This window comes from Rhizobium sp. YTU87027 (assembly GCF_050644135.1).
GTDB lineage: Bacteria > Pseudomonadota > Alphaproteobacteria > Rhizobiales > Rhizobiaceae > Rhizobium.
Genome location: NZ_CP098440.1, coordinates 1,019,897 through 1,045,163, shown reverse-complemented (window position 1 = coordinate 1,045,163; position 25,267 = coordinate 1,019,897). Strand labels below are relative to the sequence as shown.

Genomic DNA, 25,267 nt, shown 5'->3' with positions numbered 1-25,267 from the left:
TCATGCAATTCGGGTCTTACCCGTCTCATGCAGGCCAAGTGATTAAGGGAAAACCACCTGCAATCTCGGACAGGATTCCGGATTTCTCCGGAATATTCCGGCCCCTTTCGAGGCCGGAATTCTTTAAACCGGGCCGATGCCCGGCGAATTCGTTAAGCGGCCGGAGCCGTAACGGACGACGGGTCGATCTTGACGCCCGGGCCCATGGTCGAAGAGATCGCTACGCGCTTGACGTAGTTGCCCTTCGCGCCAGCCGGCTTCGCCTTGATGACGGCATCAGCGAAGGCACGGATGTTTTCTTCCAGAGCCTTTGCATCGAAGGATGCCTTGCCAACGCCAGCGTGAACGATACCAGCCTTTTCGACGCGGAACTCGACAGCGCCGCCTTTGGATGCCTTGACGGCACCAGCAACGTCCATCGTAACCGTACCAACCTTCGGGTTCGGCATCATGCCACGCGGGCCGAGAACCTTACCGAGGCGGCCGACGAGCGGCATCATGTCCGGGGTCGCGATGCAACGATCGAAATCGATCTTGCCGCCCTGGACGATTTCGACGAGCTCTTCAGCGCCGACGATATCTGCGCCAGCTGCCTTGGCTTCATCGGCCTTGGCGCCACGAGCGAAAACAGCAACGCGAACGTCGCGGCCGGTGCCGTTCGGCAGGTTGACAACGCCGCGGACCATCTGGTCTGCGTGACGCGGGTCGACGCCGAGGTTCATGGCGACTTCGATGGTTTCATCGAACTTCGCGACGGCACGTTCCTTGACCATGCCGATAGCAAGGTTCAGAGCGTAGAGCTTTGTGGGATCAACACCTTCGTTGATCTTCTTGGTGCGCTTGCCAGCCATGGTCTTATCCTACCACTTCCAGGCCCATGGCGCGGGCAGAGCCCTCGATCATCGCCATTGCACCTTCGATATCCGCTGCGTTCAGATCCTTCATCTTGGCTTCTGCGATCGACTTGATCTGAGCCTTGGTGAGCTTGCCGGCGACGGCGCCCTTGCCAGGCGTCTTCGAACCGGACGTGATCTTCGCTTCCTTCTTCAGCCAGTAGCTTACCGGCGGCTGCTTCATCGCGAAGGTGAAGGACTTATCCTGGTAATAGGTGATGACGACCGGGATCGGCATGCCCTTTTCCATTTCCTGCGTAGCGGCGTTGAACGCCTTGCAGAATTCCATGATGTTAATGCCACGCTGACCAAGCGCCGGGCCGATTGGCGGGGACGGGTTTGCCGATCCTGCCTTGACCTGAAGCTTGAGCTGGCCTGCAACTTTCTTAGCCATATCTCTCTGCCTTTCACTGACGACCGGTTGCCCGGCCAATAAATGCCGGATCGCTCCGGCGGCTGCGGTTGCGTGGTTCGGATTTTAGGACCCGGCTAAGGTGCCCTCACCTTCCACGCGCTTTGCGGCTTGCGCCGCAAGGAAGCAAGCAAGTCGGTAACGACCTGCTTCCGAACTCAGACCTTCTCGACCTGAGCGTATTCCAGCTCGACCGGCGTAGCGCGGCCGAAAATCGACACCTCCACCTTCAGGCGCGAACGCTCTTCGTCCACATCCTGAACCGTGCCGTTGAACGAAGCGAACGGGCCGTCGGAAACGCGGACCTGCTCGCCGATCTCGAAGGTAACGGACGCCTTCGGCCGCTCGACACCTTCCTGAACCTGACCGAGAATACGCTCGGCCTCATGGTCCGGAATCGGAACGGGCTTGTTATCAGAGCCGAGGAAACCAGTGACCTTCGGCGTGTTCTTGATCAGGTGGTAGGCTTCATCCGTGAGGTTGGCCCGAACGAGAACGTAACCTGGGAAGAACTTGCGCTCGGAATCGACCTTGCGGCCGCGACGCACCTCAACCACCTTTTCAGTCGGAACGAGAATTTTTTCGAACAGATGCTCGAGGCCCTTCTGTCGAGCCTTATTCTCGATGTCTTCCGCGACCTTCTTCTCAAAATTCGAATACGCGTGGACGATGTACCAACGTGCCGCCATGTTACTACTCCACCCGATCAGTTGCCGACGTTAAGCACAAAGCTCAACAGCCAGCCAATGAGCTGGTCAGCGGCAAAAAAGAACAGCGCGGCAAAGATCACCATTACAAGCACCATGACCGTCGAGATCATCGTCTCGCGGCGCGACGGCCAGGTAACTTTCGACGTCTCGGAGCGAACCTGCTGCAGAAACGTAAACGGATTGGATTTGGATGCCATCGACTGCCCACGCAATTACGGCGCGTAAAGCTGAACATATCAGCCCCACGCACCGCGTGTCTGTTGAACCCTACATAAACACCGATTCCCAATTACACAAGAGGGAAATCGACGTTTAACGAACTTAGCCATACGTCGCCTTTCCGTCCGAACCGCTGCGAAATATCCGCGCTGCTCGGTCAAGGAAGTGGCAGGGGCAGAGGGGCTCGAACCCCCGACCTGCGGTTTTGGAGACCGCCGCTCTACCAGCTGAGCTATACCCCTTTACGCTTTACATTCAGCTTCTTGGCCGACCGGCCTCGAAGCACAACTGCAAGCATGGCGCTCCCTTTAAGGCGGGAGCGCGGGATTGGCAAGTGCGTTTTTTGATTTTTCCAATCCTGCATCACCGGCAAGGCTTGCGATCAGACCTTCACGTATTTGCGCCAGTCGTGCTCTTCCTTGAAGCCCAGCACTTCGCGGATCTTCCGGTTGGAGAGCAGGCCTTCATATTCGCCGATCTCGCGCGTGAACGGCACGTTCGGATAGAATCGCTTGGCGAGTTCCTTCGAAGGCGTATTGGCCGAGACGGTGTCGTTTGCCGCATTGAACACCTGATAGCCAAGCCCATCCTTCTCGATGCAGAGATGGCAGATCTGCCCCAAGTCACGGGCGTCGATATAGCTCCAGGCGATTCGCTTGCGCATTTCCGGATTGGCGAAGTAGGTCGGGAACCGTTCGTACTCGTGCGGCTCGATAACGTTGCCAATGCGCAGCGCATAGATGTCGAAGCCGGAGCGCTCGGCAAAGGCGCGAGCCGTCTTCTCATTCACAACCTTGGAGAGACCGTAGGAATCCATTGGGTTGACGTCGTAATCCTCCTCCAATGGAAACTGGTGGAAGTCGCGATGGCCTTCGGCAAAGCAGACGCCGTAGGTCGTCTCGCTGGAAGCGACGATGATCTTGCGGATGCCGAGCTTCACCGCCGCCTCGATGACATTGTAGGTGCCCATCGTGTTGATGCGGAAGGTCTCGTTGTCGGGCTTGATGAGGATGCGCGGGATCGCCGCGAAATGCACCACGGCGTCGAAGGGCTGAACGTCCCTCCCCGCATCGAGATCAGGAAAGTCCCGATGCATTGAAAGCGCATTGAATATCTGGCCGCTGTCCGTGATATCGGCGATTAGATTGGTTACGCCGGGACTATCAAGAGGCACCAGATCGACGTTGTGAACCTCATAGCCGGCATTGACCAGCCATGGCACTGCATGGCGCCCCGCCTTGCCCGAACCACCCGTGAAGAGAATGCGCTTTTTCATCATGTCCTCCATACGAAATCGGAGGGATAGATAAAGCCTTTGCAATCGAGCGCAAGGCCATCGCTAAAGTAGAACGGCCACCAGCGGCGACATCATCCCCGGAGAGCGCAAAGAGAAAAAGCCCCGCTGTTTCCAGCAGGGCTTCTTAAATCCGGATAATCCGAAGATTACTCGACGATGGAGGCGACGATGCCTGCGCCGACGGTACGGCCGCCTTCGCGGATCGCGAAGCGCAGCTTTTCTTCCATCGCGATCGGAACGATCAGCTCGACGTCAACCGTGACATTGTCGCCAGGCATGACCATTTCCGTGCCTTCCGGCAGGGTGACGATACCCGTGACGTCCGTCGTGCGGAAGTAGAACTGCGGACGGTAGTTGGTGAAGAACGGCGTATGACGGCCGCCTTCTTCCTTCGTCAGGATGTAGGCTTCGGCCTTGAACTTCTTGTGCGGCTTGACAGAGCCCGGCTTGCACAGGATCTGACCACGCTCGACGCCGTCACGGTTCACACCGCGAACGAGAGCACCGATGTTGTCGCCAGCCTGGCCCTGGTCGAGCAGCTTGCGGAACATTTCAACGCCGGTCACCGTCGTCTTCGAGGTCGGACGGATACCGACGATTTCGACTTCTTCGCCAACCTTGACGATACCACGCTCAACGCGGCCCGTCACAACCGTACCACGGCCGGAGATCGAGAACACGTCTTCGATCGGCATCAGGAACGGCTGGTCGATCGGACGCTCCGGCGTCGGGATGTAGGCGTCAACAGCAGCCATCAGCTCGCGGATCGCGTCTTCGCCGATCTTCTTGTCGCTGTCTTCGAGAGCGGCCAGAGCCGAGCCCTTGATGACCGGAATGTCGTCGCCCGGGAAGTCGTAGGACGACAGCAGTTCGCGAACTTCCAGCTCGACGAGCTCGAGAAGCTCGGCGTCGTCAACCTGGTCGACCTTGTTGAGGAACACGACGATTGCCGGAACGCCAACCTGACGAGCGAGCAGGATGTGCTCGCGGGTCTGCGGCATCGGGCCGTCAGCTGCCGAGCAAACCAGGATCGCGCCGTCCATCTGGGCAGCACCGGTGATCATGTTCTTGACGTAGTCGGCGTGGCCGGGGCAGTCAACGTGGGCATAGTGGCGGTTCGGGGTCTCATACTCGACGTGTGCCGTCGAGATCGTGATGCCGCGGGCCTTTTCTTCCGGAGCCGCGTCGATCTGGTCGTACGCCTTGAACTCGCCGAAATACTTCGTGATCGCTGCCGTCAGAGACGTCTTGCCGTGGTCAACGTGGCCGATCGTGCCGATGTTAACGTGCGGCTTGTTGCGCTCAAACTTACTCTTTGCCATTTGAATGCTTCCTGTGAACGAAATGGATGACCCCGGCGAACCGGTTTAGTGCCGCCGTTTAAGGCTTTCGAGGAGATTGCGCAAGACCTAATTGCGGACCGTATTCCTAGCCTGCGGACGCATATGGGAAGGAAGCGCCAGATCGGCAATATCCACTGCAGATGGCAGCGAAGATATAACCCGAAGAACGCACGCGCCCAAGTCAAGGATATGATACTACTTCATTTGCTGCTCTCAATGGGAAGCACCGTCTGGAGACAACGCAATGGAACCAAAGGAAATTGCAAAACGATCAGCAGGCAACTTTCTCATCTTTGCCGCCTGCGCTTTCATATTGTGGATTCTTGCCGCTGCGATCGACTGGGTCGCGCAGATTGTACGCCTCTCCTCGCCTGAGCGGCTTCCGGCTCTGGCGACCTCGATCGTCAGTTCCTCGACGCTGCAGGCGATCGTCGCGATATGGCTGCTTACGGCGGCCTTCGCGATCGCCTTTCCGAAGATGCTGACGCCGCTTTCGACCACGACAATGCTGATGTTCGACGTCGGATACGGCATTCTCGGCGCGCTCACCGGTTTCGGGATCGCCATCGGTCTCTTCGGCGGCGGCTGGTCGATCCTGCTGCGCGCCGTGATCTACAGCGCATTGATAGCGATCGGGTTCATCGCCGTTCGCATGTGGCTTTCAAGGGAAGACCTCAGCGCCCAGGGACAGAGGCGATGGACGATCGCCGGCATCATCGCGCTGGCATCGCCTTTCGTGCTTTTGTGGGGATAGAAGTGCAGGCGCGCGTGCGCACGGAAAATTAAATTATGGAGGATTTGGAGCGGGTAGCGGGAATCGAACCCGCGTATTCAGCTTGGAAGGCTGCTGCTCTACCATTGAGCTATACCCGCGGGGTGGTATCCGATCCAATGACGAATGGTGGAGAGAGTTGGATTTGAACCAACGTAGGCTGAGCCAACGGATTTACAGTCCGTCCCCTTTAACCACTCGGGCATCTCTCCAGTCTTTTCGTCCGGATCGTGAGACCAAGCTCGGCAGACTTTCGAAGCGTTGCCGCCCCTCGGTCTGCGCCGCGTATATGACCGGACGATTTCCGCATGTCAACACGATGACGATGGAAAAAATGTGAAAAATTTCATCGACCGCGGAAAGCCGGGCTCCTGAAAGAAATCCTATGCGGAAAGAAGTGCCCTCGCTATAAAGCCGCATGAGCAAAGACAACAAAAGCGGTGGCAAGCCCACCAACGACAAATCCGCCAAGGACACACATTACGCAACCCTGCGCCGCGCGCATCGCGACAGCAAACGGGAACGCGGCGAGATTCCGACACCGCCGCCGCAAAAGCGCCGGCGCGGCGCCGAGGACTGGAAGCCTCCGACACTCGCGCCCGAACAGGTCTATCTCTACGGTCTGCATACGGTTCGCGCCGCGCTCGACAACAAGGAGCGCCGAAACGTCAAGTTGTCGGTGACACAGAACGCGCTCGCCCGCCTCGAGATCGATGCAGATTCACTTCGCATTCCGGTCGAAGTCGTCGCCCCGCACGATATCGACAAGATCCTCGGCCCCGATGCGATCCATCAAGGCGTCATGCTGGAAACACGGCCCCTGCCCGTTCGCCGGCTGGAAGCGCTGAAGAACAGCCCGTTGCTTCTCGTGCTCGACCAGGTGACCGATCCGCACAATGTCGGCGCCATCATGCGTTCCGCCGTGGCCTTCAATGCAGGCGCGGTCATTACCACGCAGCGTCACAGCCCGACCGAATCAGGCGTGCTGGCGAAATCGGCTTCCGGCGCACTGGAGTTGATCCCCTATATCCAGATCACCAACCTTGCCGACGCTCTCGGAGAACTGCACAAGCTCGGCTTCTTCACGATCGGCCTTGATTCGGAAGGCCCGGCTCCGCTCGAGGGCACGTTCTCAGGCGATAAGGTAGCACTGGTGCTCGGCTCCGAGGGCAAGGGGCTGCGGCAGAAGACGCGCGAAACCGTCAGCGCACTTGCGAGACTGGACATGCCGGGCGCGATCAAGTCGCTCAATGTCTCCAACGCTGCGGCGATCGCTCTCTATGCGGCGAGGCTGCATCTGAAAGTCTGATAGGAGTAGGATGGATCACGGCCATACGGGAATGCCATGATCCGTTCGATTCTTCGATCCGTGGCGCTTTTCGTCAGCTTGCTCGCAGGCGGACAAGACAGATAGCAACCCAGCTTGTCACACCACGGACGGCCGTTAGAAAGACTGGGCTCGCCACGGTTTTGACCCTACGGTTCTTTATATTGCCCGCACTGGAACAGGAGGAACGTATCCCATATGGCCATCCGCTCCCTCATTGTCGGCACTGTCTTCATCGGTGTATTCGTAGCCATCATTCTCAGTATTGCCTGGATCGACAAGTCGCAGCCAACGCACGAACCGGCTCCGCTGGCACCCGCCCCGGAACGCCCCATTCCGGCGCCCAACCAGTAGATCGTCTTGCTGTCATTGAGGGAACCAACGGTCGCCCCCCGCTGAGCATCACAAGCATGATGCGGCTGGCTTCTCCGAACTAACGGCAGCGAAATTGGCCTGGGGACCTTGCAACGCAAACTCAAAGGCCAAAGTCAGCGAATGAAATCAGCATCGTTCCGATTTCTGCTTTACAGAACGTCAGAATCTGGTACTTGGCACGCATCGCCCTTGTAGCTCAGTTGGTAGAGCACCTGATTTGTAATCAGGGGGTCGCGGGTTCGAACCCTGCCGGGGGCACCAAGCTCTTCTTCTCATTTTCAGATGACTAGTTCTTGCGACGAGCCCGTCGGGCGAGCCGATGGCGAATCATCATGATTTGCCTTTGCCTTGTCGGGTAGTGTGAAAAGAAGCTAGCCTTCGTTACCATAGACAAACGCTCGCGCCCGACCGCCGAGATGGCAAACTTCGCGGTGCCGACAGAGAATCGCTGATTGAGGGCCTGCCTTCAATGCCTTTTCGCCTGAACACGACTCTTCAATCCGACCTTGGCTGCAGCCAGTGCCGCAGATGCACTTGACAAAATCGCCTTTTGTTGGCGCCTAGACGCCAAGACTATGTTATCGTTCGTTGAATACGACAAAGGAATTACATGGGCCGTTCATTTCAGACGCTTTCCTTCCTTGCCTCCTCGGCAACCGAGGCGCTGGCGGCTCGGGAAGAATTGATTGCCCTTTATGGCGACGTGCCCCCTGCTGATGCCGACGTGATCGTCGCCCTCGGCGGTGACGGCTTCATGCTGCAGACGCTGCACAACACGATGAACTCGGGCAAACTTGTCTACGGCATGAATCGCGGCTCCATCGGCTTCCTCATGAACGACTACCGAACGGAGAAACTGCAGGATCGTATCTGCGCGGCCGTGGAAAACGCCTTTCACCCCTTGCAGATGACGACAGCGAATTCAGACGGCACGAATTCGACGGCGCTTGCCATCAACGAAGTATCGTTGTTCCGGCAATCCTATCAGGCCGCCAAGCTACGGGTCGAGGTGGACGGCGTTGTTCGGCTCGACGAACTCATCTGCGATGGTCTGATGGTGGCGACGCCGGCGGGTTCGACGGCGTATAATCTCTCCGCCCATGGCCCGATCCTGCCGCTTGACGCCCCCCTGCTGGCGATGACCCCCGTCAGCGCGTTCCGTCCGCGACGCTGGCGCGGTGCGCTTCTGCCAAACAAGGTGACGGTCGATATTCATATCCTCGAGGCGGAGAAACGCCCGGTCAATGCGGTTGCCGACAACATGGAAGTGAAATCGGTGCTTCATATTCGTATAGCGCAATCGGAACATACGACGGCCCGCATCCTCTCCGATCCCGATCGAACCTGGTCCGATCGTATTCTTGCCGAGCAGTTTGAGGACTAACATGAGCCTGCGACGAACGACGCTTTGTGCCTTGCTTCTCGCCGCATCCACCCTCTGCGCTCGAGGCGCTGCGGCAGACGACGCAATCCTGCCGGCTTCGATCATATTCGCGACCAGCACGGGTTACTGGGAAGACGATGGTACGGCACCTGCCGTCCAACGGGCACCGTCGGCGCCTCAGGCCGCGCCGGCAGCTGCCGCTCCGGCAAAGCCGCGCCACGGCTATTACAAGCTGTTTGCCGTCAGGCAAGTGGACCGCACGGCCAAGATCTATCTGCAACAGATCGAGCAGGGCGACGCTGAACCTTCCATCGCCTCTACCGTGGAATTGCGCGAACTCAACGAGCTCAAGCCCTATGTCACCGACATCCGTCCCGAAAACTCCTCCGGCATGCTCAAGGAGCCGGGGCTTTTTGCAATGGTCTATCTGAAGACCGATCCGGACGTGGAATCGGAGACTTGGACCGTCGTCATCGATGAGTTCGGTGAGGTTACCGTCGGCAAAGCAAGCAACTAGCCTGCGCGGTCTCTACTGATAAAAAGGTAGCACGCATCGGAGGCGCCTCTCGGAATAACCTTGTATTCCGAGAGCGCAAAAATGCGTTTACTCGACGTCGTCGACGACCGCGTCCGGCTTGCCGCTGATGCGGTGGGCGAGAGCTGCTTCCATGAACTCGTTGAGTTCTCCATCGAGAACATCGCCCGGCGCCGTGCTTGCCACACCGGTGCGCAGGTCCTTGACCAACTGATAGGGCTGCAGCACGTAGGAACGGATCTGGTGGCCCCAGCCGATGTCGGTCTTTGAGGCCGCTTCGGCGTTCGCCGCTTCTTCGCGCTTCTTCAGTTCCGCTTCATACATGCGGGCGCGCAGCATATCCCACGCCTTGGCGCGGTTCTTGTGCTGTGAGCGCTCCTGCTGGCAAGCGACAACGATGCCGGTCGGGATGTGCGTGATGCGCACCGCCGAGTCGGTCGTGTTGACGTGCTGACCGCCGGCGCCAGACGAGCGGTAGGTGTCGATACGGCAATCGCTTTCGTTGATGTCGATGTTGATCGAGTCATCGACGACGGGATAGACCCAGATCGACGAAAAGGACGTGTGGCGGCGCGCGTTGCTGTCGTAAGGCGAGATACGAACGAGGCGGTGAACGCCCGATTCCGTCTTCAGCCAGCCATAGGCATTGTGGCCCTTGACCAGCAGGGTCGCCGACTTGATGCCCGCTTCTTCGCCATCGTGAACTTCGAGAAGCTCGACCTTGAAGCGCTGACGTTCAGCCCAGCGGGTGTACATGCGCAACAGCATGTTGGCCCAGTCCTGGCTTTCCGTGCCGCCTGCGCCGGAGTGGACTTCGAGATAGGTGTCGTTACTGTCGGCCTCGCCGGAAAGCATCGCTTCGACCTGGCGGCGCGCGGCTTCGGCCTTCAAACCCTTCAGCGCGTCCTCAGCCTCCTTGACGACGCTTTCGTCGCCCTCTTCCTCGCCCATCTCGATGAGCTCGATATTGTCGTTGAGCTCCTGCTCGAGACCACGGACGCCATTGATGCCGTCATCCAGCTGCTGGCGCTCGCGCATCAGCTTTTGCGCTTCCTGCGCATCGTTCCAGAGGTTCGGATCCTCTGCCTTGTTATTCAACCAGTCCAGTCGTCTTATCGCCTGGTCCCAGTCAAAGATGCCTCCTCAGCAGGGTGATAGCCTGCTTGGTTTCATCGACCATATTCTGGATTTCCGCTCGCATTTTCCTGCTTCTTTGCGTTGCTTCGAAAGTTGCTCGTCAAATAATTGTGGCGGCTGCGGATGTAAAGAGCCGCAGCCGCCACAACTGTTCGGAGGAAGGGTTAGTAGAGCCCGCCGGCGCCGGACTGCACGGCCTGGTTGGCCTGTGGAGAGGTTCTAAGAATTTCCTCTGGCGCCATCGTGCTGTCCATGCCGATAACCGAGAGGCTGTCAGCGGGACCGGTGCCCGGCTTGAAAGCTTCAATGATCGTATTCGGATCGCCCTGCGCGGCAGCCATGCCGGTCTTACGATCGATCGGAATAAGGTTCATGCCGGCAGGAATGACGAACTTCGACTCGGGCATATCCTTGACGGCTGCCTGCATGAATTCGTTGAAAATCGGCGCCGACAGCGAGCCACCAGTACCGCCGCGGCCGAGTGTCGAAGGCGAGTCGAAGCCGATGTACAGGCCGGCAACGAGGTCCGGCGTGAAGCCAACGAACCATGCATCCTTTTCATCGTTGGTCGTACCGGTTTTGCCCGCAACATCACGCCCGCCGAGATCGATCTTGCCGGCTGCGGTGCCGCGCTGGATGACGCCCTGCAGCATCGAGGTGATCTGATAGGAGGTCATCGGGTCGAGAACCGTTTCACGATTGTCGACAACATTGGGCTCGTCCTGGTTCTGCCAGTCGCTGGCATTGCAGCCCTCGCAGACGCGCTCCTCGTGCTTGAAGATCGTCTTGCCGTAACGATCCTGAATCCGGTCAATCAGCGTCGGCTTGATCTGCTTGCCGCCATTGGCGATGACCGAATAGGCCGACACCATGCGCATAACCGTCGTCTCACCAGAACCCAGCGACATCGCGAGAACCGGCATCATGTGATCATAGATACCAAAGCGCTCGGCGTATTCGGCAACGGTATTCATGCCAAGGTCGTTGGCAAGGCGCACGGTCATGCGGTTCCGCGAATGCTCGATGGCGAAGCGAAGCGTGTTGGCGCCACCGCCCTCGCCTTCATAGTTGTCGGGCGCCCATACCTGGCCATTGCCGGTCTGGATCGAGAGCGGATCGTCGCTGACGACCGAAGCCGGCGTATAGCCATTATCCATCGCCGCGGCATAGACGAACGGTTTGAAGGATGATCCTGGCTGGCGCATCGCCTGGGTTGCGCGGTTGAATTCCGACTGCGCATAGGAGAACCCGCCGACCATAGCAAGCACGCGGCCGGTTTTCGGATCCATGGCCACCAAGCCACCCTCGACCTTCGGCGGCTGGTGAAGCCGATAGGAATTCGACCCCTCGTCACCCAGCCGCTCGACGTAGACCACATCGCCCGCGGACAGGACGCCCGCTGGCGACTTCGCGGTCTTACGGCCAACAGCCGAGCGGTATGCCCACTGCATGTCCTTGGCCTGGATAACACCGCGCTCGCGCTCTGCGGGAATCTTCCCGGCACCATCCTTCGGCGGCTGCAGCCCGATGTCGACGCTGTCGTCGGATACCGCCAGTACAACAGCCAATCGCCACTCGGGCACGTCGGTCAGCGCCGGGATATCGGCCAGCGCCTTGCCCCAATCAGCCGTCGTATCGATCTGCTTGATCGGGCCGTGGAAGCCACGGCGCTCGTCATAGTTCGTGAGGCCATCCTGAAGGGCCTTGCGCGCAAAGACCTGCAGCGCCGGATCAAAAGAGGTGCGAACAGACAGGCCGCCCTCATACAGCATCTTTTCACCGTACTGGTCGATCAGCTGGCGTCGGACCGCCTCGGCGAAATAGCCGGATGCAAAGAGCGAGGGCCCGCTGCTGCGACCGGTGACACCGAGCGGCTGCTTCTTGGCCTCAGCGCCATCGGACTGGCTAACATAGCCATTCTCGACCATGCGATCGATAACCCAGTTGCGGCGGGTGACCGCTGCTTCGGGATGGCGGAAGGGATGATAATTGGCCGGGCCCTTCGGCAGGGAGGCAAGGTAGGCCGCGTCGGCGATCGTCAGCTCGTTCACTGATTTATTGAAATAGGTGAGCGAGGCGCTCGCGATGCCGTAGGAATTCAGGCCGAAGAAGATCTCATTCAGATACAATTCAAGGATCTTGTCCTTGCTGTAGGCCTGTTCGATGCGGAAGGAGAGGATCGCCTCCTTCGCCTTGCGCTCCATCGTCTGTTCGCTGGAAAGCAGGAAGTTCTTGGCAACCTGCTGAGTAATTGTCGAACCACCCTGTGTCGGGCCGCCAGTCAGATAAGCGACCACCGCACGCGCGAAACCGGTAACGTCGATACCGGGATGCTGGTAGAAATTCTTATCTTCAGCAGACAGGAATGCAGCCTTGACGCGATCGGGAACGGCCTGGATCGGCAGGAAAAGTCTGCGCTCCTTTGCGTACTCCGCCATCAGCGCGCCGTTGCCTGCATGTACGCGGGTCGTCACCGGCGGCTCATAGCTGCTCAGCACTGCGTAATCAGGAAGATCCTTCGTGACAGTTGCCAAGTAGATGGCAACAACAGCCGCCACGCCCAGGAACAGGACGCAAGCCACTCCGAAGAAATATCCAAGAAGTCTAATCATATTTAAGCTACCGGTATCTCAATCATCGATCGGCGCGAGCATAACAATCGCATGGATCGGGGCATCTTGCACGTTGGGCGACTTACTCCATGAGCGTTTTCGCCACAAGCCGATTCCGTTTCACCTTTGGAAACATAAGGCTGAGTAACGGCGTGAATGTGAGTAAAATAGGGCCTTGGAGCACTATTCCCAGATTGCAATTGTGTTACCCAAGCGAGTGTCACATCTGCGCCACGACCGACATCAGCCACCATTTGCAACCATCGCCGTGCGATAGTGTTTTACCGCTTCCGTCAAAAGGTCCGCCATCCTCCCCCGCCAGGCGTCGTCGAGCAGGAGTTTTTCGTCTTCCTTGTTCGAAAGAAAGCCCAATTCCAACAGGATAGACGGCACATCCGGCGCCTGAAGGACGCGGAAGCCGGCATGGCGATGCGGATTGTTGATCGTTCCCACCTGATCCTTGAAAGACGCGAGGACACTCTCTGCGAGCGAAATCGAAAAAGCCTGCGTTTCGCGGCGCGTCAGGTCGAGCAGAATGTCGGCGACTTCGGGAGGCTCGGCCACGGTCTCCTTGCCGGCAATCTGGTCCGAGAGGTTTTCGCGATCGGCCAGATCGGCCGCGAGCTTGTCCGAGGCCCGGTCGGAAATCGTGTACACCGTCGCGCCGCGAATATCCTTCTGCTTCAAGGTGTCGGCGTGCATCGAAATGAAGAGGCCGGCATGGTTCTGACGGGCGATCTCCACACGCTCGGAAAGCGACAGGAACGAGTCGTCGCTTCGCGTCAGAAACGCCTTGATGCCCGACTCGCGGTTGAGACGGTCGGTCAGCGCCTTGGCAAAGGCGAGCGTTACGTCCTTCTCTTGCGTCTTGGTATCGACGCCAATCGCACCTGTGTCGATCCCGCCGTGGCCAGCGTCGACAGCGATGATGAAATCCCCGTCGGCCGGCTTCTCCGGGGCAGGAATGGCGCTGGTCGTCTGTTGAGACGAGGGATCACTCCACGATTGAGCCTTGACCAGTTCTGCGAACTTGTCCTTGTCCGTCATCGCGGCATCAAGGACGAGACGCTGCCCCTTACCGTCCTCATCCGCCTGAACCTTGGCGACTTCCATTTTCACTGGCTTTTTGGCCGTCAGCACGATGCGCGCGCTGTCCTCGTCCATCTTGCCGTAACGGATGTCCTTGAAAAGCCCCCTCGCCTCGAGGTCGCCGATTGGGAACCCGAAGGCCGTCGCGGGCAGATCAATCACGACGCGTTCGGGATTGGCGATGTAATGGATCGAAAAGTCCGGGGCCCGATCGAAATCGATGACGATGCGGGTGCGTGCGTCGTCGCCGATGATGCGGGCACCATAGGCGAGCAAAGGCTCGACCTTGGTCGCATCATTTGCTCTCCCGTCCGGAAGACATGCAAAAGCCATCGCCGCCACAGCGGCGACCGCACCCGCAACTCTTGTCCACCGCCACCCGGATATCACCGTCGCGGGCCGCACCCTCTTAAACAATCGACCGCCACACCTTAAATAACATTCCAATCAAGTTCTCCCGGTAAACGCGAAATTGCCGGTGTCGGCGCCGTTCGCGACCGGGGAGCCAAATCGGCGCCCTTGATCCCCAATTTTGTATGCCTTCCGAAATCCATCAATATTATGGCACATTTGGCTTTTCCCTTGCTATTGTGACAGAGAAAACATACAAGGATTTTTAGGGTAGAAGTGCTGACGGGATAGAGTCGCCTGCACGGCAGCCAAACCGCTAAGGAACTGGCGCCACAACCGGCAATCGTCCGCCGTCATATGTGTTTCCACTCGAAATTGGATCCTGAATTTTCCGGCGTATGCGGGAACTTCATCGGTGGATAGCCACCAACCGCTCTTTACAGAGAGAGCAAACTCATCGGACCTGAACAAGGTCTTAGTTTTGTCGATCTCGCTTGGTCTTTGATGGTGTCGCAGCAGGTTTTATCTGAAGTCTACAGGCCCCGGGAGAACATCTCCCCCGCTGCTGTCTGGCTGCTGCCTTCCACACCGCACCAATCGCGACTTTCATTATCCGGCGCTGCAATGACGAGCCGCACCTCTTCTGTCTCATCGACGCAAGGGGATGCCGACGTTCGGCCGCGCCGAGGAGCACAGCTTACATGGCAGACAAGATGCTTATCGACGCGTCTCACGAGGAAGAGACGCGCGTTGTTGTCGTTCGCGGAAACCGCATAGAAGAATTTGACTTCGAGTCGCAGCACAAGAAGCAGATCCGCGGCAATATCTATCTCGCAAAGGTAACGAGGGTCGAACCCTCGCTGCAGGCCGCCTTCGTTGATTACGGCGGCAACCGGCACGGCTTCCTGGCCTTCGCCGAAATTCACCCCGACTACTACCAGATCCCGCTTGCCGATCGTCAGGCACTGCTGCGCGCCGAAGCCGAAGAGCATCGCCGCGACGACGATGTCGAACACGTCGAGACGGCGCCGGTCGATCTCTCCACCCAGGAACAGCCCGACGTTGGCGTAGCGGCAACTGCCGAAGCACTGGCAGGTGAAGCCGCTGCTGAAAAAGACGCTGCCGCAGCAACCGAAACGGTCGAGGCCGTTGCCGAAGTTGCCGAGGAAGCACCGGCCAAGAAGGCAAAGCCCCGCCGCAGCCGCAAGAAGGCAGCGCCGGCTGCTGAAGCGCCGGCAAGCGACGAAGCTGCCAGCGAAGCCACGGTCGACAACGACGACGAAGGTTCGTCGGGCAACGAAATGGCAGCGATGGTCGAAACGGACTCGATCTCCGAAGAGGTTGACGCCCGTCGCCGCAGCGATGACGACGATGACGACGATCACGACCATGAAGAGGAAGTGATCGAATCCGTCGGCGCCGAAGACGCCATGGAGGAAGTTCCCGATCGCGTCCAGCGCAAGCCGCGCAAGCAGTATCGCATCCAGGAAGTCATCAAGCGCCGCCAGATCCTGCTGGTGCAGGTGGCAAAGGAAGAGCGTGGCAACAAGGGTGCCGCCCTGACGACCTATCTTTCGCTGGCCGGTCGCTACTCCGTCCTCATGCCGAACACGGCGCGTGGCGGCGGCATCTCCCGCAAGATCACCAATCCGCAGGACCGCAAGCGCCTGAAGGAAATCGCGCGCATGCTCGAAGTGCCGCAGGGCATGGGCGTCATCCTGCGTACTGCGGGTGCAAACCGCACCAAGGTCGAGGTCAAGCGCGACTTCGAATATCTGATGCGTCTGTGGGAGAACGTCCGCACGCTGACGCTGCAATCGACCGCTCCCTGCCTCGTGTACGAGGAAGGTTCGCTCATCAAGCGCTCGATCCGCGACCTCTACAACAAGGATATCGGCGAGATCATCGTTGCCGGCGAGGAAGGCTATCGTGAAGCAAAAGACTTCATGAAGATGCTGATGCCGAGCCACGCCAAGGTGGTTCAACCCTATCGCGACATCCACCCGATCTTCTCGCGTTCTGGCATCGAGGCGCAGCTCGACCGCATGCTGCAGCCGCAAGTGACGCTGAAGTCCGGCGGCTATCTGATCATGAACCAGACGGAAGCGCTGGTTTCGATCGACGTCAACTCCGGCCGTTCGACGCGTGAGCACTCGATCGAAGATACTGCGCTCCAGACGAACCTCGAAGCAGCGGAAGAAATCGCTCGTCAGCTTCGCCTGCGCGACCTTGCCGGCCTGATCGTCATCGACTTCATCGACATGGAAGAGAAGCGCAACAATCGCGCCGTCGAGAAGAAGCTGAAGGAATGCCTGAAGAACGACCGCGCCCGCATCCAGGTCGGCCGCATTTCGCATTTCGGCCTTTTGGAAATGTCGCGCCAGCGTATCCGCGCTTCCGTTCTCGAATCGACGACGCAGGTCTGCTCGCATTGCGGCGGCACTGGTCACGTTCGTTCGCAGTCTTCCGTTGCCCTGCACGTGCTGCGAGGCATCGAAGAATACCTGCTCAAGAATACTACCCACGACATCACGGTTCGCACGACGCCCGATATTGCGCTGTACCTGCTCAACCACAAGCGCCAGACGATCGTTGACTACGAGACCCGCTTCGGAGTCGCGATTATTATCGACGCAGACGGCTCCGTCGGTTCCCAGCACTTCGCGATCGACCGCGGCGAGCCGGTCGAGAACCCGGTCAAGATCGAAAGCCTGTTCAACTTTGCTGCCATCCCGGATGACGAAGACGACGATATCGTGGTCGAAGTCGACGAGGAGGAAGAAGAGGAACTCGAAGCCAAGCCAGCTGCCGCCGAACGTCCGGCGCAGCGCGCGGAAGGCGATGGCGAGGGCCGCAAGCGCAAGCGCCGCCGCCGTCGTCGCGGCCGCAATGGCAATGGTGAGGCGGTAGCCGCTGACAGCGTCTCGGTTGACTCTGCGGAAGGCGACCAAGCCGACAGTGATGATGAGGACCAGGGCGACGAAAGCATTGCTGCGTCCGTTGAAACGCGTGACGAAGGCGATGAAACCCAGCGTCGCAAGCGCCGCCGTCGTGGCAAGCGCGGCGGTCGCCGCAATCGCGAGGAAGGTAGCGAGCAGGAGGCTTCTGCCGAAGAAGGCGCAAGTGACGGTGCTGACGATGGCGAGACAGAAGTGACCGCCGTCGAGGTAATCGAAGTTGTCGCCGAAGAAGCCGTCGAAGCTCAGCCGGCAATGGCTGCTGTTGGAACCGGCGCCTCGGTTACGGAGGACGTGAAGCCGAAGCGCGCGCGCCGTAGCCGCAAGGCATCGCCGGTCGAGGAGCCCGTAGTGGAAGAGGCGTCAGCGGAAACAGCACCAGCCGCAGGAGCCGAAGCGGCAGCGGCAGACCTCGCAGCGCCGGCCGTAGAGGACGCGAAGCCCGTCCGCGCCAACCGGGAGTCGAACATCTCTTCGTCGGAGCCGACGGTTAAGTCGACGCGCAGCGACGCCGCGGAGAGCGAAGGTGACGGTAAGCCGAAGAAAGCTGGCTGGTGGCAGCGCCGCGGTTTTTTCTAAGACTGATCTTCGGCGATAAGTAATCCGATCCGGCTGCGGCGACGCAGCCGGATTTTTTTATGCTCTCGTGAGAGGCCGTGCTATTTGGCAGAGGCGACCACGCCGGTTTTTGCGAACTGTACAAACATGCCGCTGCCAACGACAGCACGTCCCTGCCCTCTGCTCGTTTGAGCGCGAGTACGGCTGCGATAGTGTCTTCGCGAATCAGCCGCGTATCGCTCCATCGGCCTCAGTCATCGTTCGCGGCAATACGATCTTCGGCATCCCGTCCGCCCCGATCGGCTCGCCTTCCCCGGGCTGTCACTGTCGGTCAACAGGAGGCTGCTATTTTGACAGCGAGATGGCGATTTCAACCGTCGTCGGGTTCAATCCTGCTCGGCAATCATGGTCTCGCGCGGATACTCTCCGTAGTAGCCCCGCCAGTTGGCGATAGCGAAACCAAAGACCACGAGGGCACCCGCCTGATGCAGCAGCCCCCAATGAAGCGGGACGTGCAGCAGCAAGGTAGCAATTCCGATCGACGCCTGAACCATCACCAGCCCGAACAGGACGACCGCGCGCCGTGCATGCGTTGTCGACGGTGCTGCCGCGAGAGCGATGATCATGTTGACCAGCGTCAGCGCAAAAAGCGTGTAGGCACCCAGCCGATGGATGAACTGCACCGTCTTGGGGTTCTCGAAGAAATTGATCCAGGCGGGCTGCTGGATCAGCAGATCAGATGGCACGACGGCACCATCCATCAACGGCCAGGTATTGTAGGTGAAGCCGGCGTCGAGGCCCGCGACAAGCGCACCGAGGTAGATCTGGAAAAGCGCAAATATGGCTATCGCAGCCGCCCATCGCTGGGAGCTTCGCGTGGGCGCCGGATCGTCCGAGTGCGGCGAGAGCCCCCGCATGATCCACATGCAGGACGCGAAGATTAGACAGGCCATGATCAAGTGCGTTGCCAACCGATACTGGCTGACGTCGGTTCGAACGGCGAGCCCCGACGACACCATCCACCAGCCGATCGCTCCCTGCAGTCCGCCTAGTATCAAAATCCCGAAGAGCGGCAATCTCAGCCGCCGCTCCACCTTTCCCGTGATCCAGAAATAGAGCAACGGCAGCGCGAAGATGACACCAATGCCGCGTGCGATCAGGCGGTGCGCCCACTCCCACCAAAAGATGCCCTTGAACTCCTCGACGGTCATTCCGTCATTTATCTGCTGATACTCGGGAATGCGCTGGTAGAGCTTGAACTCCTCCTCCCATTCCGCAGCATTCAGAGGCGGAATCACCCCGTGAATCGGCTTCCATTCGGTAATCGAAAGCCCCGAATTCGTGAGCCTGGTCGCCCCGCCGACAATCACAAGACAGAAGAGTGCCAAGAGCACAAAACCTAGCCAAATACGAACCGCCCGGCGGTTGCCGTCCTGTAGACGTATCTGGCGCAATATCTGCTGTTCGGTGCTCAAGTTCGCGATCGCCATGACTGCTCCTTACTTCCGGCAGTTGATTTGCCTGAGCGGCTCATGCAAAACAAGCCCCGAACCTTTGCGGCATGCAGTCGCGGCGGTTCGAACACCAGTGTGAAAGATAGTTGATGCCCGTCCGCCTCCGCAAATTTATCGGTACGATTGTGCTCGTCGTGCTCGTGCTCGCCTATGCGGTGCTAGCAAACACGATCGCCGTTGCCACGCTCGGTGACGCGCCATGGTGGGGACAGCTCCTCTACTTTCTCCTGACCGGCTTGCTGTGGGTACTCCCGGCCATGGTCCTCATCAAATGGATGGCCGGGCCGAAGCAGCAGTGATCCGTTAACGACGGGATAACCGTGATCGACAGAAAGCACCGACGATCTCTGCTGATAAACGAAATGGATGCTCCGTTGGCCTATTCTTCACGCCGGTAAGTCAGACCGGAGAAGACCCGTGCAGGCGCAGACGCTTCCTGTTTCAGATAGAGCGCAACATCTCATAAGATCCGACGCTGGCGTTTCCGAACTGCGCGTGGTGAACGCGCAGTTTGCGGTAAGCGAACTTAATATCGTCACCTTGAATAGCATGGAGCCGCTGGAAGCGGTCTGGCGTGAGCTCGATCGTGACAATCTGAACTCGCTGCATCAAAGCTACGACTGGTGCCTATCCTGGACCAAGGCCTTCGGGCACCAGTTGTCGATCGTCTGGGGCAGGCTCGGCGAAGAGACCGCCTTCATTCTGCCGGTGGAGATAAACAGGTTTCACGGCTTCCGCACCGCCAGATTTGTCGGCGCCGATCACAGCAACATTAACACCGGTCTCTTCACAACTCGCTTCGTCGAGCTGGCCACCAATATCGAGCCGCAGAAATTCGCCGAGTCCATGCGTCGTGCCTTGGACGGACGCGCCGACCTGCTTCTGCTGCAGAACATCCCGTTGGATTGGCGCGGTCGCCGCAACCCTTTGGCACTGCTGCCAATGGTTCAGAACCAGAATCACGCCTACCACCTTCCGCTCTTGGCAGGCATGGACTCGACGCTCCAGCAAGTGAACGCAAAGGGACGGCGTAAGAAGTTCCGCACGCAGCTGAGACGTCTGGAGGCGCTGGGCGGGTTCGACTACGTTTCTTCGGGAACAGCAGAGGAGCAGCACCTACTGCTCGATCGTTTCTTCAAGCAGAAGGGCGAACGATTCAAGGCGCTCGGACTGCCAGATGCGTTTGAAGATCCGCGAACCAGAGCTTTCCTGCATGGCGCAATCGACGTCCGCGAGCGTGATGGCGAAACGGTCGGGCTGGAGATGCACGCGATCCGCCTGAAAGGCGATCGTGACGGCGATATTGCTGCGGTCGCTGGTCTTTCTCGTAAAGGGGACCACATCATTTGCCAGCTCAGTGCGATCGACGAAAGCCTCGTGGTGGAGGCGAGCCCAGGCGAATTTCTGTTCTGGCAGATGATCGCCGGTCAGCATGGCAGGGGTGTCAGCCTCTTCGACTTCGGTCTTGGCGATCAGCGATACAAGCGTTCATGGGCCCCTGTAGAGACCGAGCACTATGACGTAGTCCTGCCGCTTTCCCTGCGCGGCACAGTGGCTGGCTTGGTTCACCGGGCAATCACCCGAGGCAAAGCCTTCATCAAGTCTCACCAGAAGAGCTACCGCATTGCACAGCGTCTACGTCGACTGATTGGTGTTTGATCACGCGGCATGCCTAGAGATCGGGTTTTCAAGAGGCTCGTCACGGTCCGACATCAGCACGACGCGTTCGTAACCAGCCGCTTCGAACTCGGTCATGGCAGTCACGAACTCCTGCTCGACGATTTCAGGCATGGACAGGATGATCTCGACGTCCTTGCTTTGCGTCAGCCGCGAAACGCCGGCCACATCGGCCGCGCCACACTCCACGACCACCAGATCATAGGCCGAGATCAGAGCATCCAGCAGCAGGGACAGGCGATCGGCACCGCGCATCGCCCGGCGCGGATCACTGATGCCCTGCGGAATGAGGTGCGCATCGGAGCGGCTATCACCATGAATCGTATCGCCGAAGGCGGCATCGCCGCAGAGCAGGTCGGTTATCCCAAGCATGCTGCGATTGTCGGCCATGAGGTCCGTCGGCAGGCCGGAGCCCGTCATGTCGACCAGAATGACCCGTGAGCCGTCCTTTGCCAACTTGCGCACGAGGGATACGGTTGCTGCAGAGCCGTCATCTCCGGTCGGTGAAATAGCAATCGCAAGAGGCGCCCTGCTGCCACGAAGATAGTCCGAAACAGATGCTATCGAGAACTCATTCGTTTCCAAGACATTCTCTTCCTCGACGGGCTCTGCAACCGGCTCCTCATCAACGGGTGTAGCGAGCAGACTCGGCGTGGCCACTCGCTTGGCGGAGGCGGCTGTCACCGATTGAGGCTCCTCTTCGTCCCGCGCTTCCTCTTCGGGAGGCTCGATGGGGCGAAGAGCCCGACCGCTGAAGAGTTCGACGAGCATGATTACAATCGATGTCATGATGAAAGTTGCCAAGGTAGCGACGATGACGATCGGCAGAACTTTCGGGAAATAGGGATCGACCGGCTGTATAGCCTTCGACACGATGCGGGCGTCGGCCGGGCTTGAATTCTTGTCGGCGCGCGACGCCGCCTCGCGGTAACGGGAGAGATAGGTCTCCAAAAGTTGGCGCTGTGCCGTCGCCTCACGCGTCAGGGCGTTAAGGCCCACCTCGTCTTCGCCAGCCTGGGCGCTGTTTGCCTTCAACTTGTCGGCCTGCTGCTCCAGCTCCTTCTGGCGAACGGCGGCGACCTTCGCTTCGTTCTCGATGCTTGCCAGGATCTTTTGGGTCTCTTGGCGAATCTGAACCTTGATGTCCGACAACTGCGCGCGAAGGCTTTTCAGGCGAGGATGGTTGTTTAGCAAGGACGTCTGCAGGTCGGATATCTGCGACTGCAGCGCCGATTCCGTGCCCTTCAGTCGCTGAAGCGACTGAGACGACATGATATCCTGCAACGTATCTGATGGCTCACCGGAGGAGAGAGCATTGCGCACGGACTGGGCACGCGCCTCTGCATTGGCGCGGTCTCCCCGGACGCGAGTAAGCTCCGCCGAAATGTCGTTCAATTGCTGTGTAGCGAAATTCGAGCCGCCGTTGGTCGGCAGCAATCCGTGCGCGCCGCGGTACTCCGCCACCTTCTGCTCGGCGTCATTCACCTTCTGGCGGAGATTTTCGATCTCCGGCTCTAACCACCGCGTCGCCTCGGAATTCGAGTCCAACTTGGCCCCACTCTGTGTGGCAAGATAAACTGCTGCCATCGCATTGGGGATTGTCGCGGCGAGCTTAGGATCCTTCGAGGTGAACGTTATCCCGATCACCCGCGATCCCGGCACCTGATAGACCTGAAGCCTCTCCGTGAAGGCGTCGATTACGCGCTCCTCGGGCGGATTCTCATACGGGTTCTTCTTCAGACGAAGCGCCACCAGGATATCGGTCAGCGCGGAGCCATTCGCGGCCGCATCAAATTCCGGCAAATCGTAGAGCTTCTGGCTGTTGATGATCTGCTTGATAAGGTCCGCGGACTGCAGAAGCTGCACCTGACTCGCAATATTGAGCTCGTCCAGGAGCGGGCCTGCATTGGTGTCGTTCACCTGTGCGTTGGCGAAGGCAGGAGCGCGCGGCTCGATCAGGATACGCGTCTCGCTTCGGTATTTGGGGGAGATCATCTTGGCGCCCGTGAAGGCGACCCCTGCCCCGAGGGCCGTGATCGCCAGGACCTTCAGCCGGCGTGCCCAGACAGCGCGGACCAATTGCCCGAGATCGATGTCCACATCCTGATTACCCGATACGCCGGACATGCTGGTACTCCAAGAACAAACGTGGCCGCGAGGGTAAATGACTATAGTAACCCAACGGTTAATGCTTGCTCGTGCCCTTCGACCACATATCGGCCGGTCGAAGCCAAAAAAATCGGCGGTTTTTACCGAGCATTAACCCTAACGGATTGATAACGGCTGAGACCCAATTCGTTTTCCTACGAGCAGACGCGATGCCTTTCGCACAGCCCAAGTTCCTGATGGCTCTGAGCCTCGCCGCTATCACCGCGGCCGTGAGCGGCTGCAATAGCTACCAGCCTGCCCCTCAGGCCTTTAATCAGGCAACAATCCAGCCCTATTCGCTGGACAGTGGCGATCGACTGCGCATTACCGTGTTTGACCAGCCAAGCATGACCAACACGTATACGATCGACCAGGCTGGCTACATCGCCTTCCCGCTCGTCGGACAGGTGCCAGCCCGCGGACGAACGCTGCAGCAGTTGTCGGGCCAGATCGCGCAGAAGCTGAGACAGGGCTACCTGCGGGACCCTGATGTCACGATCGATGTCGACCGCTACCGCTCGATCTTCGTTATGGGCGAAGTCGGCCAGTCCGGTCAGTATGCCTACGTCCCCGGAATGACGGTGCAGAACGCCGTTGCGGTTGCCGGCGGCTTCACCTCGCGCGCCAATCAGGGTGCGGTCGATGTGACCCGCAAGGTCAACGGGCAAGTGATCACCGGCCGCGTCAACATCTCTTCGGCGATCATAGCCGGCGACACCATCTACGTTCGCGAACGACTCTTCTGACCCTCGATGACTGAACAGCACCCGCTCCGCATCCTCCATTGTTTCAGGTCACCGGTCGGCGGGATCTTCCGCCATGTCCGCGATCTGGTGCTGGAGCACAGCAAGGCAGGACACGAGGTAGGCATCCTTTGCGACAGTTCCACGGGCGGCGAGCATGAGGACCGCCTATTCGACGATATTAGACCCTTCCTGGCGATGGGATTGACGCGCATGCCGATGCGACGGCACGTCAGCCTCTCCGACCTAGGAATGCTTTGGGACACGTACAAGAACATCAAAAGTTTGCGGCCGGATGTGCTGCACGGTCACGGCGCCAAAGGCGGTGTGCTCGCGCGGCTCGCCGGCTCAGCCCTGCGGGTGAACAGGTATCGCGTAGCCCGCCTTTATACAGCGCACGGCGGAAGCCTGCATTATTCCCGCAGATCGCTCATGGGGCAATTTGTGCTCCGCATGGAGCGTCTGCAGGAGTACTTCACCGACGCCCTCGTCTTCATCTGCGAATACGAGCGCGATGCCTATACGGACAAGGTTGGGCGCCCACGGACGGAAACGCGGCTAATCTACAACGGGATTGCCGAACGTGATTTCGAGCTGATCCCGACCCGTTCGGATGCTGTCCACTACATCTACGTCGGCATGCTTCGGGACCTTAAGGGTCCCGATCTCTTTGTAGAGGCCTTCGCGAAAGCCGAGCGCATTCTTGGACGACCACTTTCGGCTGTAATGATCGGCGACGGGCCAGAACGCGAGAAATACCGGGACATGATGATCGAGCGTGGTTTGGCCAAGCGGATCAGCATGCTGCCGGCAATGCGTGTTCAGCAGGCCTTCGCAATGTCACAGAATCTCGTCGTGCCGTCGCGCGCCGAAGCCATGCCTTACATCGTGCTCGAGGGTCTCGGCGCCGGCAAGACCATCATAGCGACCCGCGTCGGCGGCATTCCCGAGGCATTGGGCAGAAATAGTCCTGCCCTCGTCAACCCTGGCGATTCCGACGATCTCGCGCGCGCAATGGCGGATGCGATCCGCATCCCCGATTGGCATGACGCCGCGATGCCGTCGATGGAGCAGGTGAAGTCGGTTTTCTCGGCGTCCGTGATGGCCAATGATGTCTTGAAATTGTACCACGATCTCCTGGAGCCCAAGTCCAGGCAAGCTCTTGTGGTTGCTTCGTAAAAGTTTCTTAGGGGCTTTCTGCTATTGCCGTTCCG

The 25,267-nt window shown here is 59.1% G+C and carries 21 protein-coding genes and 4 tRNA genes; 11 read left to right on the top strand and 14 right to left on the bottom strand.

Going from position 1 to position 25,267, the window contains the following annotated elements:
* Positions 1 to 152: 152 nt before the first annotated feature.
* The 7 genes from rplA to tuf form a co-directional block, all read right to left on the bottom strand.
* A complete protein-coding gene (rplA, locus tag NBG89_RS05245) occupies positions 153 to 851 on the bottom strand; it encodes a 50S ribosomal protein L1 (RefSeq protein WP_007791995.1) in 699 nt (232 codons plus the stop codon).
* 4 nt (positions 852 to 855) lie between these two features.
* Positions 856 to 1,287 (bottom strand): 50S ribosomal protein L11, encoded by a 432-nt coding sequence (gene rplK / locus NBG89_RS05240; RefSeq protein ID WP_007791992.1) that lies wholly within the window; start codon positions 1,285 to 1,287, stop codon positions 856 to 858.
* A gap of 176 nt (positions 1,288 to 1,463) precedes the next feature.
* Positions 1,464 to 1,994, bottom strand: a complete 531-nt coding sequence (nusG, locus tag NBG89_RS05235; RefSeq protein WP_007531590.1) for a transcription termination/antitermination protein NusG — start codon at positions 1,992 to 1,994, stop codon at positions 1,464 to 1,466.
* A gap of 17 nt (positions 1,995 to 2,011) precedes the next feature.
* Positions 2,012 to 2,212, bottom strand: a complete 201-nt coding sequence (secE, locus tag NBG89_RS05230) for a preprotein translocase subunit SecE (RefSeq protein WP_007531587.1) — start codon at positions 2,210 to 2,212, stop codon at positions 2,012 to 2,014.
* Between the two features lie 188 nt (positions 2,213 to 2,400).
* A tRNA-Trp gene (locus NBG89_RS05225) sits at positions 2,401 to 2,476 on the bottom strand.
* Between the two features lie 140 nt (positions 2,477 to 2,616).
* The gene (locus NBG89_RS05220) at positions 2,617 to 3,510 is read right to left on the bottom strand and encodes an NAD-dependent epimerase/dehydratase family protein (RefSeq protein WP_431322785.1); all 894 of its coding nucleotides are present in this window, start codon (positions 3,508 to 3,510) and stop codon (positions 2,617 to 2,619) included.
* Between the two features lie 167 nt (positions 3,511 to 3,677).
* Positions 3,678 to 4,853, bottom strand: coding sequence for an elongation factor Tu (gene tuf / locus NBG89_RS05215; protein WP_018857113.1), 1,176 nt, complete (start codon positions 4,851 to 4,853; stop codon positions 3,678 to 3,680).
* A gap of 265 nt (positions 4,854 to 5,118) precedes the next feature.
* Between tuf and NBG89_RS05210 the strand changes: the two genes are divergently transcribed.
* Entirely contained in the window at positions 5,119 to 5,628 is a 510-nt protein-coding gene (locus NBG89_RS05210) for a hypothetical protein (protein WP_088691779.1), read from the top strand.
* A gap of 45 nt (positions 5,629 to 5,673) precedes the next feature.
* On the opposite strand, the gene NBG89_RS05205 is transcribed toward NBG89_RS05210, so the two are convergent.
* Both NBG89_RS05205 and NBG89_RS05200 read right to left on the bottom strand, forming a co-directional pair.
* Positions 5,674 to 5,747, bottom strand: a tRNA-Gly gene (locus tag NBG89_RS05205).
* A 26-nt stretch (positions 5,748 to 5,773) separates the two neighbouring features.
* A tRNA-Tyr gene (locus tag NBG89_RS05200) sits at positions 5,774 to 5,858 on the bottom strand.
* A 206-nt stretch (positions 5,859 to 6,064) separates the two neighbouring features.
* On the opposite strand from NBG89_RS05200, the gene rlmB reads away from it, so the two are divergent.
* The 5 genes from rlmB to NBG89_RS05175 all read left to right on the top strand — a co-directional run bounded on the left by rlmB (position 6,065) and on the right by NBG89_RS05175 (position 9,249).
* Positions 6,065 to 6,955 (top strand): 23S rRNA (guanosine(2251)-2'-O)-methyltransferase RlmB, encoded by an 891-nt coding sequence (rlmB, locus tag NBG89_RS05195; RefSeq protein WP_431322000.1) that lies wholly within the window; start codon positions 6,065 to 6,067, stop codon positions 6,953 to 6,955.
* 216 nt (positions 6,956 to 7,171) lie between these two features.
* Positions 7,172 to 7,327 carry a hypothetical protein gene (locus NBG89_RS05190; RefSeq protein WP_189637098.1) on the top strand — a complete coding sequence of 52 codons (156 nt, stop codon included), beginning with the start codon at positions 7,172 to 7,174 and terminating at the stop codon, positions 7,325 to 7,327.
* A 206-nt stretch (positions 7,328 to 7,533) separates the two neighbouring features.
* Positions 7,534 to 7,609 (top strand) — tRNA-Thr (locus NBG89_RS05185).
* Between the two features lie 349 nt (positions 7,610 to 7,958).
* Positions 7,959 to 8,732 (top strand): NAD kinase, encoded by a 774-nt coding sequence (locus NBG89_RS05180; RefSeq protein ID WP_431321999.1) that lies wholly within the window; start codon positions 7,959 to 7,961, stop codon positions 8,730 to 8,732.
* 1 nt (position 8,733) lies between these two features.
* Positions 8,734 to 9,249 (top strand): hypothetical protein, encoded by a 516-nt coding sequence (locus NBG89_RS05175; RefSeq protein ID WP_431321998.1) that lies wholly within the window; start codon positions 8,734 to 8,736, stop codon positions 9,247 to 9,249.
* Positions 9,250 to 9,336: 87 nt separating this feature from the next.
* Here the strand turns inward: NBG89_RS05175 and prfB are convergent.
* The 3 genes from prfB to NBG89_RS05160 form a co-directional block, all read right to left on the bottom strand.
* A protein-coding gene (gene prfB / locus NBG89_RS05170; RefSeq protein ID WP_141105541.1) for a peptide chain release factor 2 occupies positions 9,337 to 10,468 on the bottom strand; the annotation gives its coding sequence in 2 pieces (ribosomal slippage) (positions 9,337 to 10,398 and positions 10,400 to 10,468; 1,131 coding nt in all).
* Positions 10,469 to 10,568: 100 nt separating this feature from the next.
* Entirely contained in the window at positions 10,569 to 13,016 is a 2,448-nt protein-coding gene (locus NBG89_RS05165; protein WP_431321997.1) for a penicillin-binding protein 1A, read from the bottom strand.
* A 243-nt stretch (positions 13,017 to 13,259) separates the two neighbouring features.
* Positions 13,260 to 14,438 (bottom strand): N-acetylmuramoyl-L-alanine amidase, encoded by a 1,179-nt coding sequence (locus NBG89_RS05160; RefSeq protein ID WP_431321996.1) that lies wholly within the window; start codon positions 14,436 to 14,438, stop codon positions 13,260 to 13,262.
* A gap of 719 nt (positions 14,439 to 15,157) precedes the next feature.
* On the opposite strand from NBG89_RS05160, the gene NBG89_RS05155 reads away from it, so the two are divergent.
* Positions 15,158 to 17,992, top strand: coding sequence for an Rne/Rng family ribonuclease (locus NBG89_RS05155; protein WP_431321995.1), 2,835 nt, complete (start codon positions 15,158 to 15,160; stop codon positions 17,990 to 17,992).
* Positions 17,993 to 18,357: 365 nt separating this feature from the next.
* Here NBG89_RS05155 and NBG89_RS05150 read toward each other — a convergent pair whose 3' ends face one another.
* Positions 18,358 to 19,461: a COX15/CtaA family protein gene (locus NBG89_RS05150; RefSeq protein WP_431321994.1), complete on the bottom strand. Its 1,104-nt coding sequence runs from the start codon at positions 19,459 to 19,461 to the stop codon at positions 18,358 to 18,360.
* Between the two features lie 113 nt (positions 19,462 to 19,574).
* On the opposite strand from NBG89_RS05150, the gene NBG89_RS05145 reads away from it, so the two are divergent.
* On the top strand, positions 19,575 to 19,784 hold the full coding sequence (locus NBG89_RS05145; protein WP_431321993.1) for a DUF2842 domain-containing protein: 210 nt from the start codon (positions 19,575 to 19,577) through the stop codon (positions 19,782 to 19,784).
* 118 nt (positions 19,785 to 19,902) lie between these two features.
* Complete coding sequence (locus NBG89_RS05140; protein WP_431321992.1) at positions 19,903 to 21,144, top strand: GNAT family N-acetyltransferase; 1,242 nt, start codon at positions 19,903 to 19,905, stop codon at positions 21,142 to 21,144.
* On the opposite strand, the gene NBG89_RS05135 is transcribed toward NBG89_RS05140, so the two are convergent.
* Complete coding sequence (locus tag NBG89_RS05135) at positions 21,145 to 23,289, bottom strand: GumC family protein (RefSeq protein WP_431321991.1); 2,145 nt, start codon at positions 23,287 to 23,289, stop codon at positions 21,145 to 21,147. It lies immediately after the preceding gene.
* A 191-nt stretch (positions 23,290 to 23,480) separates the two neighbouring features.
* On the opposite strand from NBG89_RS05135, the gene NBG89_RS05130 reads away from it, so the two are divergent.
* Together NBG89_RS05130 and NBG89_RS05125 are read left to right on the top strand one after the other, a co-directional pair.
* Positions 23,481 to 24,056, top strand: coding sequence for a polysaccharide biosynthesis/export family protein (locus NBG89_RS05130; protein WP_431321990.1), 576 nt, complete (start codon positions 23,481 to 23,483; stop codon positions 24,054 to 24,056).
* 6 nt (positions 24,057 to 24,062) lie between these two features.
* Positions 24,063 to 25,232, top strand: a complete 1,170-nt coding sequence (locus NBG89_RS05125) for a glycosyltransferase (protein ID WP_431321989.1) — start codon at positions 24,063 to 24,065, stop codon at positions 25,230 to 25,232.
* The last annotated feature ends 35 nt before the right edge of the window (positions 25,233 to 25,267 follow it).